General features: G+C 69.6%; 16 protein-coding genes. 7 read left to right on the forward strand and 9 right to left on the reverse strand.

Annotated features, from left to right (window positions below; translation table 11 throughout):
* Positions 1-20: 20 nt before the first annotated feature.
* Together ACMGFH_RS13585 and ACMGFH_RS13590 are read left to right on the forward strand one after the other, a co-directional pair.
* A complete protein-coding gene (locus ACMGFH_RS13585) occupies positions 21-350 on the forward strand; it encodes a hypothetical protein (RefSeq protein WP_415378980.1) in 330 nt (109 codons plus the stop codon).
* Between the two features lie 138 nt (positions 351-488).
* Positions 489-1,301, forward strand: coding sequence for an aldo/keto reductase (locus ACMGFH_RS13590; RefSeq protein WP_415378981.1), 813 nt, complete (start codon positions 489-491; stop codon positions 1,299-1,301).
* Positions 1,302-1,403: 102 nt separating this feature from the next.
* Here ACMGFH_RS13590 and ACMGFH_RS13595 read toward each other — a convergent pair whose 3' ends face one another.
* Complete coding sequence (locus ACMGFH_RS13595; protein ID WP_415378982.1) at positions 1,404-2,546, reverse strand: Vms1/Ankzf1 family peptidyl-tRNA hydrolase; 1,143 nt, start codon at positions 2,544-2,546, stop codon at positions 1,404-1,406.
* Between the two features lie 219 nt (positions 2,547-2,765).
* Positions 2,766-4,697 (reverse strand): S9 family peptidase, encoded by a 1,932-nt coding sequence (locus tag ACMGFH_RS13600; protein ID WP_415378983.1) that lies wholly within the window; start codon positions 4,695-4,697, stop codon positions 2,766-2,768.
* Between the two features lie 338 nt (positions 4,698-5,035).
* Between ACMGFH_RS13600 and ACMGFH_RS13605 the strand changes: the two genes are divergently transcribed.
* Positions 5,036-5,320, forward strand: a complete 285-nt coding sequence (locus ACMGFH_RS13605; RefSeq protein ID WP_415378984.1) for a HalOD1 output domain-containing protein — start codon at positions 5,036-5,038, stop codon at positions 5,318-5,320.
* 74 nt (positions 5,321-5,394) lie between these two features.
* On the opposite strand, the gene ACMGFH_RS13610 is transcribed toward ACMGFH_RS13605, so the two are convergent.
* Both ACMGFH_RS13610 and ACMGFH_RS13615 read right to left on the reverse strand, forming a co-directional pair.
* Positions 5,395-7,794, reverse strand: a complete 2,400-nt coding sequence (locus tag ACMGFH_RS13610; protein WP_415378985.1) for a response regulator — start codon at positions 7,792-7,794, stop codon at positions 5,395-5,397.
* Positions 7,795-7,873: 79 nt separating this feature from the next.
* Positions 7,874-8,302 (reverse strand): GIY-YIG nuclease family protein, encoded by a 429-nt coding sequence (locus ACMGFH_RS13615; protein WP_415378986.1) that lies wholly within the window; start codon positions 8,300-8,302, stop codon positions 7,874-7,876.
* An 89-nt stretch (positions 8,303-8,391) separates the two neighbouring features.
* Here ACMGFH_RS13615 and ACMGFH_RS13620 point away from each other — a divergent pair, with 89 nt between their 5' ends.
* The gene (locus ACMGFH_RS13620) at positions 8,392-8,961 is read left to right on the forward strand and encodes a rhomboid family intramembrane serine protease (RefSeq protein WP_415378987.1); all 570 of its coding nucleotides are present in this window, start codon (positions 8,392-8,394) and stop codon (positions 8,959-8,961) included.
* A gap of 42 nt (positions 8,962-9,003) precedes the next feature.
* Here ACMGFH_RS13620 and ACMGFH_RS13625 read toward each other — a convergent pair whose 3' ends face one another.
* From ACMGFH_RS13625 to ACMGFH_RS13645, 5 genes are read right to left on the reverse strand one after another with little or no spacing between them, the layout of a single operon-like run.
* Positions 9,004-9,207, reverse strand: a complete 204-nt coding sequence (locus ACMGFH_RS13625) for a hypothetical protein (RefSeq protein ID WP_415378988.1) — start codon at positions 9,205-9,207, stop codon at positions 9,004-9,006.
* Positions 9,208-9,209: 2 nt separating this feature from the next.
* Positions 9,210-10,412: an ABC transporter ATP-binding protein gene (locus ACMGFH_RS13630; protein WP_415378989.1), complete on the reverse strand. Its 1,203-nt coding sequence runs from the start codon at positions 10,410-10,412 to the stop codon at positions 9,210-9,212.
* A gap of 3 nt (positions 10,413-10,415) precedes the next feature.
* A complete protein-coding gene (locus ACMGFH_RS13635; protein ID WP_415378990.1) occupies positions 10,416-11,366 on the reverse strand; it encodes a carbohydrate ABC transporter permease in 951 nt (316 codons plus the stop codon).
* The gene (locus ACMGFH_RS13640) at positions 11,366-12,343 is read right to left on the reverse strand and encodes a carbohydrate ABC transporter permease (RefSeq protein ID WP_415378991.1); all 978 of its coding nucleotides are present in this window, start codon (positions 12,341-12,343) and stop codon (positions 11,366-11,368) included. The genes ACMGFH_RS13635 and ACMGFH_RS13640 overlap by 1 nt, the downstream gene beginning before the upstream one ends.
* 1 nt (position 12,344) lies before the next feature.
* Positions 12,345-13,976 carry an extracellular solute-binding protein gene (locus tag ACMGFH_RS13645; RefSeq protein WP_415378992.1) on the reverse strand — a complete coding sequence of 544 codons (1,632 nt, stop codon included), beginning with the start codon at positions 13,974-13,976 and terminating at the stop codon, positions 12,345-12,347.
* 136 nt (positions 13,977-14,112) lie between these two features.
* Between ACMGFH_RS13645 and ACMGFH_RS13650 the strand changes: the two genes are divergently transcribed.
* The 3 genes from ACMGFH_RS13650 to ACMGFH_RS13660 all read left to right on the forward strand — a co-directional run bounded on the left by ACMGFH_RS13650 (position 14,113) and on the right by ACMGFH_RS13660 (position 16,311).
* Positions 14,113-14,808, forward strand: coding sequence for a glycerophosphodiester phosphodiesterase (locus ACMGFH_RS13650; RefSeq protein ID WP_415378993.1), 696 nt, complete (start codon positions 14,113-14,115; stop codon positions 14,806-14,808).
* Between the two features lie 147 nt (positions 14,809-14,955).
* Positions 14,956-15,888, forward strand: a complete 933-nt coding sequence (locus tag ACMGFH_RS13655) for a hypothetical protein (protein ID WP_415378994.1) — start codon at positions 14,956-14,958, stop codon at positions 15,886-15,888.
* A 21-nt stretch (positions 15,889-15,909) separates the two neighbouring features.
* A complete protein-coding gene (locus ACMGFH_RS13660) occupies positions 15,910-16,311 on the forward strand; it encodes a universal stress protein (RefSeq protein ID WP_415378995.1) in 402 nt (133 codons plus the stop codon).

The raw sequence follows: 16,311 nt of genomic DNA on the forward strand, positions 1-16,311 counted from the left end.
CCAGGGGCCTGGTCTGTGACATGTCCACACGACGCTCTGTCGACGGGGCGGTCGGGCGCGGGGAGAGCGGGCTCCCCGACGCCGTCCCCGTCTCGCTGGAGCGAACGACGCGGCTCAGCTGGGAACTGGGCGAGCGCGTGACGCGGGGTGCGGACGCGACCCTGTCCGGTCGATGGGAGTGCGCGACCGCGCCGTGGGAACTGGCCGTCTTCGACGTCGCCGACCACACCGCCCTCGTCCGCGTCCGGACGCCGGTCGGCCGGGAACTGTTCTACGAGACCGCCGCGAGCGCCCTCGACACCGCGCGCGTCGGACTGGCCGACGCGCCCGAGTGGGAACCCCGCGACTAGTTCGTCCAGCCGTTTCGGCTCCCAGTTACTCGGTGTTCGCCAGCCGCTCTCGACGGCGATTTCGCCGTCGAGAGTTCGTCCCGACCGCCCTGCGAGCACTGGCCGATCCCTTTTCGCCGGCGGCGCCGAACCGATCCCATGGAGTACGTCACCGCGAACGGCGTCGACGTGCCGGCACTGGGATTCGGGACCGCCCGGATGGACACCGACGAGGAGCGCCGGCGGGCCGTCGAGACGGCGCTCGACGCGGGGTACCGCCACGTCGACACCGCCCAGAGCTACGGGAGCGAGGGCGCCGTCGGCGACGCGCTCGCCGCGTCCGACGTCGACCGCGAGGACGTGTTCGTCACGACCAAGCTCTCCGGCGACAACCGCGCCTACGACGACGTCGTCGAGTCCACCGGCGAGAGCCTCCAGCGGCTCGGCCTCGACGCCGTCGACCTGCTGCTCATCCACTCGCCGAACGACGACGTGCCCCACGAAGAGACGCTGGACGCGATGAACGAGCTCCGCGACGACGGGTTCGTCCGCCACCTCGGCGTCTCGAACTTCTCGGTCGACCAGTTGCGCGAGGCCATGGAACTCTCAGAGGCGCCGATCCTCACGAACCAGGTCGAGTACCACGTCCGCGAGCGCCGCGACGACCTGCTCTCGTTCTGCGTAGACGAAGACGTGATGCTGACCGCCTACAGCCCGCTCGACGTCGGAAATCTGGCCGACGACCCGATGCTCGCGGAGATCGGCGACCGCGTCGGCAAGTCGGCCGCCCAGGTCGCCATCCGGTGGCTGATCCAGCAGCCGATGGTCTCGGCCATCCCGATGTCCTCCTCGCCCGAGCACATTCGCGCGAACTTCGACGTCTTCGACTTCCAGCTGACCGACGACGAGATGGAAGAACTGGCCGAACAGGGCGGCACCGTCGACGCGATCAGGTCGAAGCTCGGGTGGTAGCGGCCCTCGCAGTCGGCCGTCGCCGCTCGTGCTCGTCGCCGACTCTCACTCGATGGGGAACCGGAGGAGCGCGCCGTCGCCGCTCGTGCTCGTCGCCGACTCTCACTCGATGGGGAACCGGAGGAGCGCGCCGACGCCGCCGAACGCCTCGCGGAAGCGGGCGCCCTGGTCGAACCCGTCGGGGACGACCACCGTCTCGCCGCCCTCCTCGTCGGTCCGCGCTTCCCACTCGCGGATCTCCTCCGCGGGGAGCGCGGCCGAGCAGAGCATCGTCTCGACGGCGCCGTAGTCCAGCGCCTCCGCGGTTTCCTCGGGACCGTAGACGACCGGCTCGTCCGCGCCGAGCGCGTCGAAGAAGTCGTCGAGGGCCTCGCGAGCCGGTCGCTCGGCGGCCGCCTCCAGGTCGTCGCTCGCGCGGTCGACCAGCTGGTGCAGACCCTGCTCGCCGGCGTACTCGACGGCGTAGTGGCCGCCGACGATGGCCTCGTCGAGCCGGTAGTCGAGGTTATCGCCCTCCAGGAAGTCGTCGACGGTGACGGCCGTCCCGCCGACGAGCAGCCCGTCGACGGCGAGGGCATCGGTGTCCGCGTCGTCGGTCGCGTCGCCGGCCGCGCCGCCGTCGGTCGCTCCAGCGTCGGCGATGAACGCCCGTTCGGCCTCGGCCGCGACCTCCTCGAAGAACGCCTCCTTCTGGCGCTCGCGCTCGCGGGCGAACCGCTGGGCGGACTGGCCGCCGGCGCGGGTCTTGCCCATCACCGCGCTCTCGATTGACTCGACGAGCGCGACGGCGTCCCCGTCGAGTCGGCCGAGCACTGCGCCGCCGCGCTCGACGACGAGCAGGCCGTAGGTCCGGGAGTCGCCGGTCGTCCGCTCCAGCGGCGCGGTGTCGAACGATCGGTCGAGGCGGTAGACGGACTCGGTCACCGGCGTCGGGAGGTCGTCGAAGATCCAATCCTGGGTCTCGCCGTCGACGGTGCCGACGTAGAGGACGAGGCCGCTCTCGGGCGTGCCCGACTCCTCGTAACGGTGGAGCAGGTGTCGGGCCTGCGACAGGGTCGAACGGGCGGCCTCGTCGGCGTCTTCGGAGTGGATGTACTCGGCGTCGGCGTGGGCCTCCTCGACGCGTTCGAGCGCCGCGCCGACCGGTTCGTCGGGCGGCACGGCCACCGTCAGCAGGCGGTCACCGGCGGCGTCGATCCCGGACAGTTCATCGATTCGGTCGGCGAGTTCGTACGCTGTCGTCATCGGTGAGAGACGTCCCGACCGGCCCCGCCGTCGGGTGGTATCTCGGGTTGGGGCCGTGCCGGAAAGGCGCCGAGGTCTGCAAGTGAAAGGCCGGGTCGACGGGCCGGTCTCACGGAGTGAAAACGCGTTCTCGGGCCCGCGCAACGCCTCGCGGATCACCGCCGCCGCGCGGTTGGACGCTGTGTCGCGCCGCTCCATCGGCTCCGACCGCCGGGTGTTTCAGTCGTCGGCGGTCGCCTCGGCGGGGGCACCGACCCGGCGGTCGAGGAAGTCGTCGAGCAGCCGGAACAGCCGTAACTTCTGCTCCTGGTCGGAGGAGGCGTGGCCCTCCTCGCCGAGTTCCTCGTACTCGAAGTCGCCGTCATCGGCGCCGCCGTCTTCTCGTGACTCCTCCGGCGTCGCGCGCTCTTCGTAGCCCGCGTCTTCCAGCGCGTCGCGGACGATGCGGGCCTGGGAGACGGGGACGCGGCGGTCGTTGATGCCGTGGACGACCAGCAGCGGGGCGTCGACGTTCTCGACGTGTGTGACCGGCGAGCGCTCCTCGTAGAGGTCGGGGTTCTCCTCGGGCGTCCCGAGGTACTTCTCCATGAGCTCCGTCTTGAAGTGGGGCATCGTGTTCTCGTACATGTCTCCGAGGTCCGAGATGCCGATCCAGGCGACGCTCGCGTCGTACAGATCGGGGTACTGGACGGACTGCCAGTAGGCGGAGTAGCCGCCGTAGGAGCCGCCGAAGACGACGACGCGGTCCTCGTCGATCCAGTCGTAGCGGTCGAGGACGGCCTCGGCGGCGGTCGCCACGTCGCCCTGCTCGGCGCCGCCCCAGTCGTCGAGCAGTCGCTCTTTGAACTCGCGGCCGCGACCGGTCGACCCGCGGTAGTTGACCTGCAGGACGGAGTAGCCGCGCATCGCCAGCACCTGCGTGTAGAGGTCGAACGACTTCGCGTCGCGGGCCATCGGGCCGCCGTGGGGGTTGACGATCAGCGGCGAGGGGCGTTCGCCCGAGTCGTACAGCAGGGCGCCGATCTCCAGTTCGTCGGCGGGATCGTGCTCGACGGCCCGCTGGGGAGTGTCGGGGATCCCGTCGGACTCGACGGTGAGGTACTCGGCGTCGGCGAAGTCGTCGGGGTCGAAGGGACCGTACTCCGCTTCGAGGAGCACCTCGTACTCGTCGGTATCCAGGTCGTAGGCGAGCAGTTCCGTGCGGCGGGTCGGCGTGGTGTGCTGGATCAGGACGCGGCCGTCGCCGAGGACGGCGTCGCTGTAGGCCCACCCGGTCGAGGCGACTCCCTCGGGCAGGTCGAGTTCGCGCCCCTCGCCGCTCGCGAGGTCGTAGACGACGGGCATCGTCACGGCGTCGCGGTCGCGACTCGCCAGCACGCGGTCGCCGTCGACGAAGGCGACGCCGCTCTCGTCGTACTCGCCGTCGCCGAGCCAGGTCACTTCGTCCGCTTCGAGGTCGTAGACCCCCGCTCGCCCCAGGTCCGGCGTGTTGTCGCTGACGAGCAGGCGGTCGCTCTCCGGCCCCCAGCCGGCGGGACCGCACTCGGCGCCGACCTCGCCGAGTTCGAGGTTGTGCGGGTTCGACCCGTCCGCGTCGGCGATGTAGGCGTCCTGGTTGTCGAAGTCGTCGGTCTCGTTAGTGGCGTAGGCGAGGCGCTCGCCGTCCGGCGAGAGGTGCGCGCCCCAGACGGCCCGGTCGTAATCGGTGAGTTTCCGCGTCTCGCCCGAATCGAGGTCGCGGGCGTACGCGTTCATCTGACCGTCGCGGGAGGAGCCGAAGACGACGCGGTCGCCGGACTCGGCGACGCTGGTGAGCATGCACTGCCCCTCCATCTCGACGACGGGTTCGACGCGCCCGTCGCGGTCGATGGCATAGACGTCGTTCTGTTCGTCGCCGTCCTCGTCGCGGTGGAAGAACACGCGGTCGCCGTCGGCGCTCCACTCGACGAACCAGCGAGCGTTCCGTGGCACCTCCCCGTCGGACCACTGTTCGAGTTCGCCCGTCTCCGTGTCGAGCACGGTGAGTTCGTTACGCCCGGTCACGTCGTAGTAGAACGCGATCTCCGTGCCGTCCGGCGAGACCGTCGGGTGCGCCACCGTCGGTAGGCTCGCGAGCGCTTCGAGGACGTCGATGTCACCAGTCGGGGACATGCCCGACGGATCGACCGGGAGCCCCTTCAACGCTCGCAGAAGAACGCTTCAGTACGGAATTCGAGAGACGGCCGGTCGCGCGGTTCGGAGACAGTCGCGCAGCGGGCCCACAGACGACCGCCCGACCCAGCGAGGACCGCACCCCGACAGTTCGATCCGCGCGACTCCAGCGCGGGACCCGTCTCGACCGGAGTACATGTAATCTACAAAACCTTAATGCTAGATTAGTTCGTAGAACTTGAAATTGGCGAAACCTGGAGCGACAGCGGCCATTCCTCGGAAATCTTGCAAGTGCATCGCCACAATTAAGCCGATTCGTATCGAGGCGACGCACGGTGATGGGTGAAATGCTGAGTACCAAGGTAACCAGGCAGATCGCGGCGCGCGAGGGCGTCGATCCGTTACATCTCGACGAACCGCTCTACGACGTGATAGACGTTGGCGCGTTGGAGACGATGGTCGAGTCGGCCGGGGACCGAGATGGGGGAACGCTCGAAGTCACGTTTACGTACTACGGCTACGAAGTCGTCGTCGACGAGACGGGCGAGGTCACCGTCGCGCCGACGGCCACCGCCGGCAACCCCGGCGACGAGTCCGCGAACCGAACTGCCGCAGGCAAGTAACGACGCCGGCGCCTCCGGAGGCGCGGCCGGGTCCGGAGTCGAGGCCACCGCCTGTCGGGCGGGGGAGACGACGGTCAGTCGGCGACGTCGACGTCGGTGATCTCGAAGCGAGCGCCGCCGGACTCACTCTCCGTGACAGCGACCGACCAGCCGTGGGCCTGCGCTATCTGATCGACGATCGAGAGCCCGAAGCCCGTCCCTTCCGGGTCCGTCGAGTACCCGCTCGCGAACACCTCGTCTCGCCGTTCCTCGGGGACGCCGGGGCCGTCGTCGGCGACGAAAAAGCCCGGCCCGTCGTCGAGCGTCCCGATCCTGACCGTCACCCCCGGGCCCGCCGGGTCGCCCCACGTAAGCCCGTCGCCCCGGATCGACCGTGCTCCCGACTGCCCGTCCGCACGGCCGTCGGGATTCAGTTCGTCGCCGCTCTCGGGAGCGTGCGAACGAGGGCTGGCCGAACCGTGCTCGACCGCGTTGCCGAGCAGGTTCTCGAGGAGCTGCTGCAGTCGGCGCCGGTCGGCGCGGACGCTGCCGTCGGTCTCGACGACGAGGGAGCCCTCGGCCGTGCCGACGGTCTCCCAGCAGGTCCGGGCGACCGAGTCGAGGGCGACGGGTTCGATGTCGAGGACGGTCTTCCCCTCGCGGCCGAGCGTGAGGAGGTCGTCGATGAGCGCTTCCATGCGGTCGTGGGCGCGCTGGACGGCGGTCAGGTGCTCGCTGTCGACCTCCTCGGCGAGGAACTCGGCGCGGGCGGTCGCGATCTGGAGCGGGTTGCGGAGGTCGTGGCTGACGATGCCCGCGAACTCGTCGAGGCGCTCGTTCTGCCGTTCGAGCTCCCGGCGGTGCTCGCGGGACTCCTGCTCGCGGGCCGCGCGGTCGAGGGCGGCCTCGACGGTGTTGGCGAGGATCCGGGCGAGCGAGACGTCCACCTCGTCGAAGGCCGCCAGTTCGGTCGCGCCGACGGCCATGACGCCGTACTCCCCGAGCGGGAGGATGATCTCGCTCCCGAGCGGCGTCTCTGGGTTGTAGCGGTCAGGCTCGGTCTGGAGGTCGTCGCAGACAGTGACCTCGCCGCTCCGGAAGGCGTCCCACGTCAGGCTCTCGCCGCCGGTGTACGTCGGGAGGTCGCCGATCAGGGCTGCCGCCGCGTCGGTCGCCGCGACCGGGCGGAGCGCGGACCCGTCGTCGTCGACGAACCAGAGGCCGCTGGCCTCCTTGTCCAGCACCGCCACCGCCGTCTCGACGGCGTGATCGGCGACGGTCTCGCGGTCGGGGGCGTCCATGAACTGCCGGGTCGCCTCCGTGAGCGCGCTCAGGGCGTCCTCGCGGCGCTTGCGCTCGGTCACCACGCGGGCGACGCCGACGACCCCGTCGAACTCGCCGTCGATCTCCAGTCGCGCCAGGCGGTACGCGACGACCGCCTCGCCGTGTGCCGGAAACGACGTCTCGACCTCTCCCTGGAACTCCTCGCGGTCGCCCGTCACGAGTTCACCGAACGGGTCCTCGTCCGGCCCGGCCCCGGCGCGGATCTCCGCGACGAGCGCGCTCTCTCGCCCTTCGAGGCCCTCCGGCGACGTTCCGAAGAAGTCGGCGAGGTAGTCGTTCGCGATCGCGAATCGGCCGTCCGCGTCGTAGATGCAGGCCGCGTCGGGCATCGCGTCGACCATGGACCGGTAGCGTTCGAGCGTCTGCGCGCGCTCCCGACGCTCGGTCACGTCCGTGATGAACCCCTCGATCCGGGCGCCGTCCTCGCCGATGGCTCGCCCCCGTTCCCACATCCAGCGGACCTCGCCGTCGGCCGTTCGGATCCGATAGCTCACCTCGAACGGGTCGCCCGCGTCGAGGGCCGACTGCACCGTCTCCCACATCCGGTCGCGGTCCTCCGGGTGGAGCACCTCTTCGCCCCAGACGACCGCGCCGCGTTCGAGTTCGGCCGCGGTGTAGCCGATGAGTTCCTCGCACTCGCCGGCGACGAACTCCATCGGCCACGGGGGTTCGTTCCGACACCGGTAGACGACGCCCGGGAGGTTGCTGATCAGCGTCTCGAGGCGCCGGTTGCGCTCCTCGAGTGCGCTCCGCGACCGCGCGGCCGACACGGCGTTGTCGATCCGGTTGGCCAGCAGCGCGTACTGGTCGGTCCCAGTCCCCTTCTGGAGGTAGTCCGTCACGCCCGCCGAGATGGCCTCGCTCGCGACCTCCTCGCTGCCCTTTCCGGTGTAGAGGACGAACGGCAGGTCGAGGTCGCGCTCGCGGACCGTCTCGAGGAACTCGATCCCGGTCATCCCGGGCATGTCGTAGTCCGAAACGACACAATCGACGCGCTCGTCGGTCAGCAGGGCCAGCGCGTCGTCGGGGTTCGTCGCCGTCAGCACGTCGAAGCGGTCGTCCTCGCGTTCGAGTGCCGCCGCGACGAGTTCGCCCAGGTCCCGGTCGTCGTCGACGTGGAGGACCCGGATCGCCGTCGGTGTGCCGCTCATGTCTCGTGGCCGGTCTACACCCTCTTTCGTGAGGGGGACCTTAAGCCTGTGAGTTTATTTCGACCTGGCTACACATAGATTAACGATACATGCGCTGTACTCGCTCGACCGCCCGGCGGAGGGACTCGCCGTCGGCCTCGTACACCAGGTGCGACTCGCAGTCACAGTCCGACGCGCCGAAGCCCGCGACTCGTTCGCGCTCGGCTGCGAGCGCCCGGCTGACCTCGCACTCGACGTCCTCGTCCGGCGTGCGGACGACCGCGTCGACGGTCACGTCGGGATGGCCGAGCAGGTAGTCGACGTGCCAGTGGCGGGCGTCGCGCTCGCCCGCACAGAGTTCCCGGTGGCGCTCGACCCGCGCGAATCCGCCGGGGCCGAACGCACTCCCGGTGTAGGCGTACCCGCCCGCTGCAAACTCGCGGGCGCCGAGGGCACCGACCTCGATAGTTGCCGGTTCGAACAGGTCGAGGACGAGCGTGTACGTCCCCTCCGCCGTCGATTCGGTCATCGACTCCGCGGTTCGGCGACCGCCGGCAAGTGCGTTCCGCCTCCGTTCGCCCCCGACCTTTCTTGTAGTCGGTGGCCGAACCTCCGGACGTGTCGCGAAGTCCGACGCTGACGCTGGTAGGTGTGATCGTCGTCGTCTTTCTGGTCCAGCGAGCGGTCGCGTTCCTCCAGCTACCGCTGGCGTTCGCCCTCTCGGCGCCGGTCGGCCGCCAGCCCTGGACGGTCGTCACCAGCGTCTACGCCCACGTCAGCGTCGGCCACCTGGTCGCCAACGTCGTCGTCCTGGTGCTCGTCGGCCTCTACCTCGAACGCCAGACCTCCAGACTGCGCTTTCACGCCTTCTTCCTCGCCACCGGCGCGCTGTCGGGCCTGACCCAGGTGTGGGTCAGCGACCTCGTCGGGCCCGGCGTCGCCGTCCTCGGCGCCAGCGGCGGCATCGCCGGCCTGGTCGGGTACCTGCTCGCCGGCAACCGCATGAGCGATACGATCCTCGACCGTACGCCGCTCAGCCCGCGCGCCCAGCTGGTTATCTTCGTGGTCGTCGCGGGCGGGATCACCGTCGCGACCGCGGGACGGGGCGTCGCGCTCGTCGCGCACTTCACCGGCCTGCTGATCGGCCTGCTCGCCGGTCGGGCGCACCTGCTGCGGCCGTCCAAGTGAGCCGGGAGCCGGCGCTATCGAAAGTGCGTGGCCGACGTCGACTCAGTACAGTTGCTTCTCGCGCTCCTCGCGTTCCTGTTCGCGTTCCTGCTCGGCCTGTTGCTCCCGACGACGGGCGAGCCAGCCCTTGAGACCCGGGATGTACGTCTGTCGGCAGTCGCGGACGAACGCGTAGATGCCGTAGACCCAGAAGAAAAAGAGCAGGGTCCCCATCCCGAAGTACAGCAGGAGGGCGGTCGAGACCACGGTTAGCTCTCCTCCCGGGCGCCGGGGTGGCCGCCGCCCATCGCCTCCGAGCGGACGATGTCGTGGCAGACGGCGTCGCCCGTCGCGGTGTCGAAGACGTGGATCTTCTCGCGGTCGAGGACGACTTCCAGGTCCTCGTCGGCGGCCAGATCGCTGTCGGGTTCGACGCTCATCAGGAGTTCGTCGGCGCCGTGGGCGCTGGCGGCGCCGGCGGTGCCGGTGTCGGCGCCGCTGGCGTCCTCGCCCTGGAGGACGAGGTAGACGAAGATCTGATCGCCCATCGGTTCGAGGACGTCCGTCCGGGCGCGGATGCGCCGGGTGGGGTTGACGAGTTCGCCCGCCTTGCTCGCGGGGTAGACGTCCTCGGGGCGGACGCCGACGGTCACGTCGTCGCCCTCGGCGAGTTCGGCGACCTGCGCGGGGTCGAAGTCGACGTCGAACCCCTCGGTCTGTATCTCGCCGCCGCGGACGGTCCCCTCGACGAAGTTCATGCTGGGCGAGCCGATGAACCCGGCGACGAACAGGTTCGCCGGCTCGTCGTAACACACGAGCGGCGGGGCGATCTGCTGGAGGTGGCCCTCGTTCATGACGGCGATGCGGTCGCTCATGGTCATCGCCTCGGCCTGGTCGTGGGTGACGTAGATGATGGTGGTCTCCAGTTCCTTGTGGAGGCGCTGGAGTTCCGTCCGCATGTGGACCCGGAGCTTGGCGTCGAGGTTCGCGAGGGGTTCGTCCATGAGGAACACGGCGGGCTCGCGGACGATGGCGCGGCCGATGGCGACGCGCTGGCGCTGACCGCCGGAGAGCTCGTCGGGCATCCGTTCGAGGAGTTCCTCGATCTGGAGGATCTCGGCAGCGCGGGCGACCCGGCGGTCGATCTCGTCCTGCGGGAAGTCGCGCAGGCGGAGCCCGAAGCTCATGTTGTCGTGGACGTCCATGTGCGGGAACAGCGCGATGTTCTGGAACACCATCGCGATGTCCCGGTCCTTCGGCGGCTTGTTGGTTACGTCGTCGCCGGCGATGGTGATCTTCCCCTCGGAAGGGATAGTCAGGCCGGCGATAGTTTCGAGCGTGGTCGACTTGCCACAGCCCGACGGGCCGACGAGTGTGACGAACTCGCCGTCCTGGATGTCGAGGTTCATGTCGTCCACGGCCGTGACGTCCGCGTAGCGTTTCGTGACGTGTTCGAGGATGACGTCTCCCATGATTTACTCCTTGAGTGCGCCTGCGGTGAGCCCGCTGACGATGCGTTCCTGCGCGACGACGACGAGGATCACGACGGGGAGGACCCCGACGATGCTCGCCGCCGCCATCAGGTTGTAGAAGGCCTGGTACTGGCCCTGGTAGTTGACGACGCCCCAGACGATGGGCGCCCAGCTCTGCGCCTGCCCGTCGGTCATCAGGAAGGAGATGAAGAACTCGTTGTAGACGCCGATGAAGGTGAGCACGCCCGCGGTGGCGACGCCGGGGGCCGACAGCGGGATGATGACCCGGAAGAGCGCGCCGATGCGGGTGGCGCCCTCGACCCGGGCGGCGTCCTCCAGCCCGTCGGGGATCTGGCTGTAGAACGTGGTGAGGATGAAAATCGAGAGCGGTAAGAAGAGCGCGCTGAACGGCGTGACCATCGCCCCAGGCGTGTTGAACCAGTTGGGACTCTCGATCGTCCCGAGGACCGGCAGCGTGAGGATCTCGACGTTCCCGGTGAAGAACTGGAAGAGGGGGATGATGAACGCGGCCGGCGGGAAGTACGAGATGGCCAGCAGGACGAGCAACAGTGCCGTCTTGCCGCGGAAGTCGAGGCGGCCGAACGCGTAGCCGGCGAAACTGGCGACGAGGAGGACGATGATCGTCGTCGTCAGCGCGATGACGATGCTGTTGAACATGTAGACGTGGAACGGCAGCCGCTCGAACATCTCGACGAACGAGTATGGATTGAACCCGTTGGGGAACAGGCCGATGTCGGTCATCCGGTTGCTCGGCGTGAGCGCGAGTACCAGGAGCCAGTAGAACGGGAACAGCGTCGTCACGAGGAAAAAGGCCGTGACGACGTAGAAGAGGAACTGGTAGGCGTCCCCGGGGTTCCGGATGGCCGCCTGGACCCGCTCCTGCAGCGGTCCGTCGCCGTCGCTCTCGTCTTCGTCGACGGTGGAGGAGGCCATCAGGTCCCCACCTCCAGGTCAGCGAACTTCACGATGTAGATCATGGCCACGAGCGCGACGATGCCGGCGGTGATGAACGCGACGGCGGCGGCGGTGGCGTAGCGGCCAGACCGGAAGGTGTCGACGACCATGCACGTCAGCGACGGCAGCGTCGAACAGCCGCCGGTCGTCTCGATGATGCCGTAGACGCGCATCGACTGGATCGTCCGGAACAGGAGCGCGACCAGCAGCGCAGGGAGGACCAGCGGGAAGGTGATGTAGCGGAACTGCTGGATCCGCGACGCGCCGGCGACCCGCGCCACGTCGTAGAGGCTGCGGTCGACGCTCTGGAGGCCCGCCAGGATGAGCAGGGCCATGAACGCCGAGGTCTTCCAGACGTCGGCGAAGATGACGATAATCAGCGTGTCTGTGGTGTTGATCAGCGGGTTCTGCGAGAAGATTCCCAGGCCCTGCATCACGTCGGTGCCGACGCCGATCCCCGGCTGGAAGAACAGCCAGAAGATGAGCCCCTGGATGGCGATGGGGACGGCCCACGGGATGAGGATGGCCACGCGGACCCACCGGCGGCCGCGGAAGCTCTGATCGAGCACGAGCGCCTGGCCGAACCCGATGATCGTCTCCAGCGTGACGGCGATGGCCACGTAGATGAGCGTGACCGTCAGCGCGCTCTGGAACGGTTGGCTGAAGTCGACGAAGGGGCTGCCGAGGATGGCGTTGCGCTGGCCGGTCAGCAGTTCGACGTAGTTCTCCAGGCCGACGAACTCGCCGACATACTCGCCGCTGAACAGCGCGTCCGCCCGCAGCGACATCTCGAAGGTGCTCACCAGCGGCCACAGCGCCATCGTCGAGACCAAAAGCAGGGTCGGGACGAGGAGCACGTACGCGAACTGTTGTTCGGTCAGCCGCTCGGTCCAGTTGGCCGGGGCGACGGCTGCCGACCGCACCCGACTCCGGGAGTGCTCGTCGCGAGTCGCCATACTAGACGCTCTGTTCTATCTCTTCGAGGCTCTGTGCGAGCGCGGACATCGCCTCGCCGGGGGCCTGTTGCTGAGCGATCACGCCGTTGACGCGGCTGGCGACCTGCGAGGACTGGTCGGGCCAGACGACCGTCACGGGGCGAGGGATGGCGTTCTCGCCGGCGATCTGGAGCGTCTCCAGGTGGGGACCCCAGGGTTCGACGTCGCCGACGTTTTCGGGGTCGAACAGCCGCCGGTCGCCCGTCAGGTAGCCGAGTTCGCTGAACTGGAACGACCGGAAGCTCTCCTGCATCGTCGCCTCGATCACCTGGACCGCCGCGTCGACGTTCGCGGAGTTGGGGTTGACCGTGAGGTGCCACCCGCCCAGCGCCGAGGCGGTGCCGCCGATGCCCTCGTACTCCGACTCGTCCTCGGAGACCGCGTAGGGGATCGGCATCGTCCCGAGCGCGTCCGGCGAGAGTCCGTCGGCCTCCTCGAAGGCAGTCGCCGCCTCGAAGATGCCGCTTGGCCAGTAGCGCAGCGCGACGGCGTTGCCGTTCGTGAACGGGGACAGCGACGGTCCCTCGGTCCACTCCAGGACGGCGTTGGGCGATATCTGCTGGTAGCCCTCGAGGGCCTCTTCGTCGTCCGAGCCGTGGATGAGCGTCCGGATCATCCGCAGCGCCTGGAGGACCGGCTCTTCCTCGACGGTGATCGGCCGGTCGCCGACGGGGCCGAAGAGGTTGTCGCGCCCGCCGAAGTACGCGCCGCCCCAGGTGGTCATGAACTCGTTGAACGTGCAACAGGAGAGGCCGACGTAGTCGGTCCCCTGCCAGTTGAAGCCGTACTCGACGTCCGAGTTGCTGTGCGTCTCGGAGATGACCTCCGAGAAGCGCTGCCAGGTCATCGGCTCGGTCGCCCAGTTCTCGCCTTCGGGGTCGAAACCGGCCTCCTCGACGAGGTCCTTGCGGTACTGGATCGTCGGGAAGCCGACCTGCCAGGGGACGCCGTAGAGTTCCCCCCGCGGACCGCCGCCACCGCCGGTCGCGGTGTCGGTGTCCGTCGCGCCACCGCCGACCGCCTGGGCGGGGGCGCGGGCGCTCTCCAGCGGCGCCTCGAAGTAGTGCTCGTCGAGCATCGACAGCGCGTCGTCCGAGAGGTGCTCGCTGAGGTTGACCAGCTGGTCGCGCACGATGAAGGGGATCGTCCACCCGCTGTCCATCCGGAAGATGTCGGGCGTCTCCCGACCGGCGTTGAGCCAGCTGCGGTACTGCGACTGGACGTCGCCCGAGATCTCCGACGTCGAGAGGAACGTCACCTCGATGTCCTGCGAGAGCCCGGCGTCGTACAGCGCCTCGCGAGTGTCCTCGGCCCTGTCGGTGACGTTCGACGGCATCGCCATCTCGACGGTCGCCCCGTCGCCGCCGTCGCCGCCACCGCCGCCGGGCGTGCCACCGCCTCCGTCGCCGGTCCCGTCACCGTTCCCGTCTCCGTCTCCGCCTCCGCCGCCTCCGTCTGCCGTCCCGTCGTCGCCACCGCCCGGGCAGCCGGCCAGTCCGACCGCCCCGGCGACGCCGACCGTCTTCACGAACCGTCGCCGCGATCGCGACGACGCGCTCTGTTCCCCGTTCGACGACGCGGATTCGTCCGGCATATTCCGGATGATCCGGCCTTGCAGACTAAGGTATAGTCCGGCATCCGTTGACATTCGCGGAATAACGTCGAATTACCGGCGCCCCCGCTGGCGAAACCGTCGCCGCCGCTTTGATGACGGCGCATCGACATAGGCCATGGAACTCGTCGGTCACCGCGGTTGCGCCGATCACGGCCCCGAGAACACCCCCCGAGCGGTCGCGGCGGCCGCCGACCGCCTCCCCGCCGTGGAGATCGACCTCCGGCGGTGCGCCTCGGGCGAACTCGTCGCCGCCCACGACGAGCGCGTCGACGGTTTCACCGACGGAAGCGGCCGCGTCGCCGACCTCGACCTGGCGGCGCTCCGAGAGTTGCGCGTCGACGGGTCGGACGAGCGGGTCGCCACCTTCGGTGAGATCCTCGACGCCGTCCCCGCCGAAACGACCCTCCACGTCGAGCTCAAGGAACCGGGCCTCTTGGGCGACGTGCGAGCCGAACTGTCCGAGCACGACGACCCGCCGGCCCTGCGGATCACCAGTTTCTCGGCGCCGGCGCTGGCCGAGATCGCGCGGTCGGACTGGGCCCCCGAGGTCGGGTGGCTGTTCGGCGACTATCCGGACGCGAATCTCGATCTGGCAGCCGTGTTGGGCTGTGCGAACGTCCACCCGCACGCGCGCCAGTGCCTCGACACGGACGTCGTCGAGCGGGCGCACGACGACGGGTTCGGGGTCTACGCCTGGGGACTGCTCGACGCGGCCGGCGAGCCGTCGAACCGGGCCGCGACCGTCCGGGCGCTCGCCGACCGGGGCGTGGACGGCGTCACGACCGACACGTGGGACATCCCGGAGCCGTGACCTCTGAAAGCGAACGTACAGTAACACTACCGCAACCGCCCGGAACTGTCACTCAAGGAACCATAACTGGCGCCTAGAGACGGTAACCCTGCCCTACGTCGCGAAACCGACGACACCCTCAAACGGGCGTCCGCCGAACTGTCGGCGATGCGACCCTCTCAGTCGGCGATCCGCCGGCCGGCCCACACCGGCGCCGACCGGTGCTGGCCCTGCACGGCGGTCAACCTCGGCCTGCTCGCCATCGGTTGTCTCGCGCTCGCGGTCGTCTCGCCGCCGGTGAGCGCGGTCCTCGCTATCGCCGGAGCGGCCGCGATCTGGCTCCGCGGGTATCTGGTGCCGTACACGCCGCAGTTCGCGCCCCGGTTGGTCGAACGCCTGCCGTGGAACCCCTTCCCCGCCGGTACCGGCCACCCGCCCGGGCCGCGGGCCGCGCCCACCGATTCGTCGTCGGGCGGTAGTCGGACGGCGTCCGGCGACGGTCGACAGTCCACGGACGATGACGACGACGCCCATGGCGGAGACGTCGACCGAACCCCGGCGACGCTGGCCGACGCGACGGCCGCCGACGGGGAAGCGGTGCTGAACGACCTCGTCGCGGCCGGCGCCGTGCGGGCGAACGGCGACGAGGTGCGTCTCGTCGATCCCTTCGAGGAGCGCTGGCAGACCGAGATCGGCGACCTCCGCGAGCGCTCGCCGGCTGCCCTCGCCGACGCGACACTCGCGGCGGCGCCGGCCGCGAGCGACGCGAGCGCGGTGACCGAGCGCGACCGTGCCTACGTCGTCCTTTCGGACGGGTCCGGTGAGCCCGCGGGCGAGGTGTGGCTCCGGCGGCCGGTCGCGGTCGCCGAGACGGCCGCGGCGCGGGCACTGGCCGAGGCGACCGACCTCGACCCCGACCGGCGCGCGGTCGCCGCCCACGGGCTCGCGGTGTTCCTCGACGACTGCCCCGTCTGCGAGACCCCGCTGAGCGAAGGAAAGGCCGGCGGCTGTTGCGGCCCGCCGCGCACCGACGCCGAGGGACACCCGCTCCGGGCGCTCGTCTGCCGGGACTGTCGGACGCAGTTCGCCGCCTTCGAGTGAGTCGGGGGCGACAACTCGCGTATGACCCGTTACCTGCTCGCGACGGCGTCGGTCCACACGACCGCCGCGGCCGCCGACCACCTCGCCGACCGCCTCACCGCCGACGACGAGGTGCTCGTGGTGACCGTCGCCGAACCCGACCTCGACGAGCGGGACGCCGGCGACGCCGCCAACGTCGCCCGGACGCGCCTGCTCCCCGCGACCGTCGAGGTGCTCGAACGCGAGGGCGAACCCGCCGAGGAGATCCAAGCGGTTCTCGCCGAGCGCGACGCGGACGTGCTTCTCGTCGGCCCGCGCCGCGGCGATCCAGAGAAGAGCGGTTCGACCGGTTCCGCGGACCGCGACGGTCCCGGATCGACCGTTCGCGCGCTGCTGGGGAGCGTGGACGTGCCCGTCGTGGTCGTGGCGCTGCCGGAGTTGTAG

Origin of the sequence: Halosimplex rarum (genome assembly GCF_047715405.1) — an archaeon.
GTDB classification, from domain to species: Archaea; Halobacteriota; Halobacteria; order Halobacteriales; family Haloarculaceae; genus Halosimplex; species Halosimplex rarum.

Bases quoted from the DNA above. Each gene is read 5' to 3' on its own strand.
- ACMGFH_RS13585 (WP_415378980.1), top strand. From the start codon at position 21: ATGTCCACACGACGCTCTGTCGACGGGGCGGTCGGGCGCGGGGAGAGC.
- ACMGFH_RS13590 (WP_415378981.1), top strand. From the start codon at position 489: ATGGAGTACGTCACCGCGAACGGCGTCGACGTGCCGGCACTGGGATTC.
- ACMGFH_RS13595 (WP_415378982.1), bottom strand. From the start codon at position 2,546: ATGACGACAGCGTACGAACTCGCCGACCGAATCGATGAACTGTCCGGG.
- ACMGFH_RS13600 (WP_415378983.1), bottom strand. From the start codon at position 4,697: ATGTCCCCGACTGGTGACATCGACGTCCTCGAAGCGCTCGCGAGCCTA.
- ACMGFH_RS13605 (WP_415378984.1), top strand. From the start codon at position 5,036: ATGGGTGAAATGCTGAGTACCAAGGTAACCAGGCAGATCGCGGCGCGC.
- ACMGFH_RS13610 (WP_415378985.1), bottom strand. From the start codon at position 7,794: ATGAGCGGCACACCGACGGCGATCCGGGTCCTCCACGTCGACGACGAC.
- ACMGFH_RS13615 (WP_415378986.1), bottom strand. From the start codon at position 8,302: ATGACCGAATCGACGGCGGAGGGGACGTACACGCTCGTCCTCGACCTG.
- ACMGFH_RS13630 (WP_415378989.1), bottom strand. From the start codon at position 10,412: ATGGGAGACGTCATCCTCGAACACGTCACGAAACGCTACGCGGACGTC.
- ACMGFH_RS13635 (WP_415378990.1), bottom strand. From the start codon at position 11,366: ATGGCCTCCTCCACCGTCGACGAAGACGAGAGCGACGGCGACGGACCG.
- ACMGFH_RS13640 (WP_415378991.1), bottom strand. From the start codon at position 12,343: ATGGCGACTCGCGACGAGCACTCCCGGAGTCGGGTGCGGTCGGCAGCC.
- ACMGFH_RS13645 (WP_415378992.1), bottom strand. From the start codon at position 13,976: ATGCCGGACGAATCCGCGTCGTCGAACGGGGAACAGAGCGCGTCGTCG.
- ACMGFH_RS13650 (WP_415378993.1), top strand. From the start codon at position 14,113: ATGGAACTCGTCGGTCACCGCGGTTGCGCCGATCACGGCCCCGAGAAC.
- ACMGFH_RS13655 (WP_415378994.1), top strand. From the start codon at position 14,956: ATGCGACCCTCTCAGTCGGCGATCCGCCGGCCGGCCCACACCGGCGCC.
- ACMGFH_RS13660 (WP_415378995.1), top strand. From the start codon at position 15,910: ATGACCCGTTACCTGCTCGCGACGGCGTCGGTCCACACGACCGCCGCG.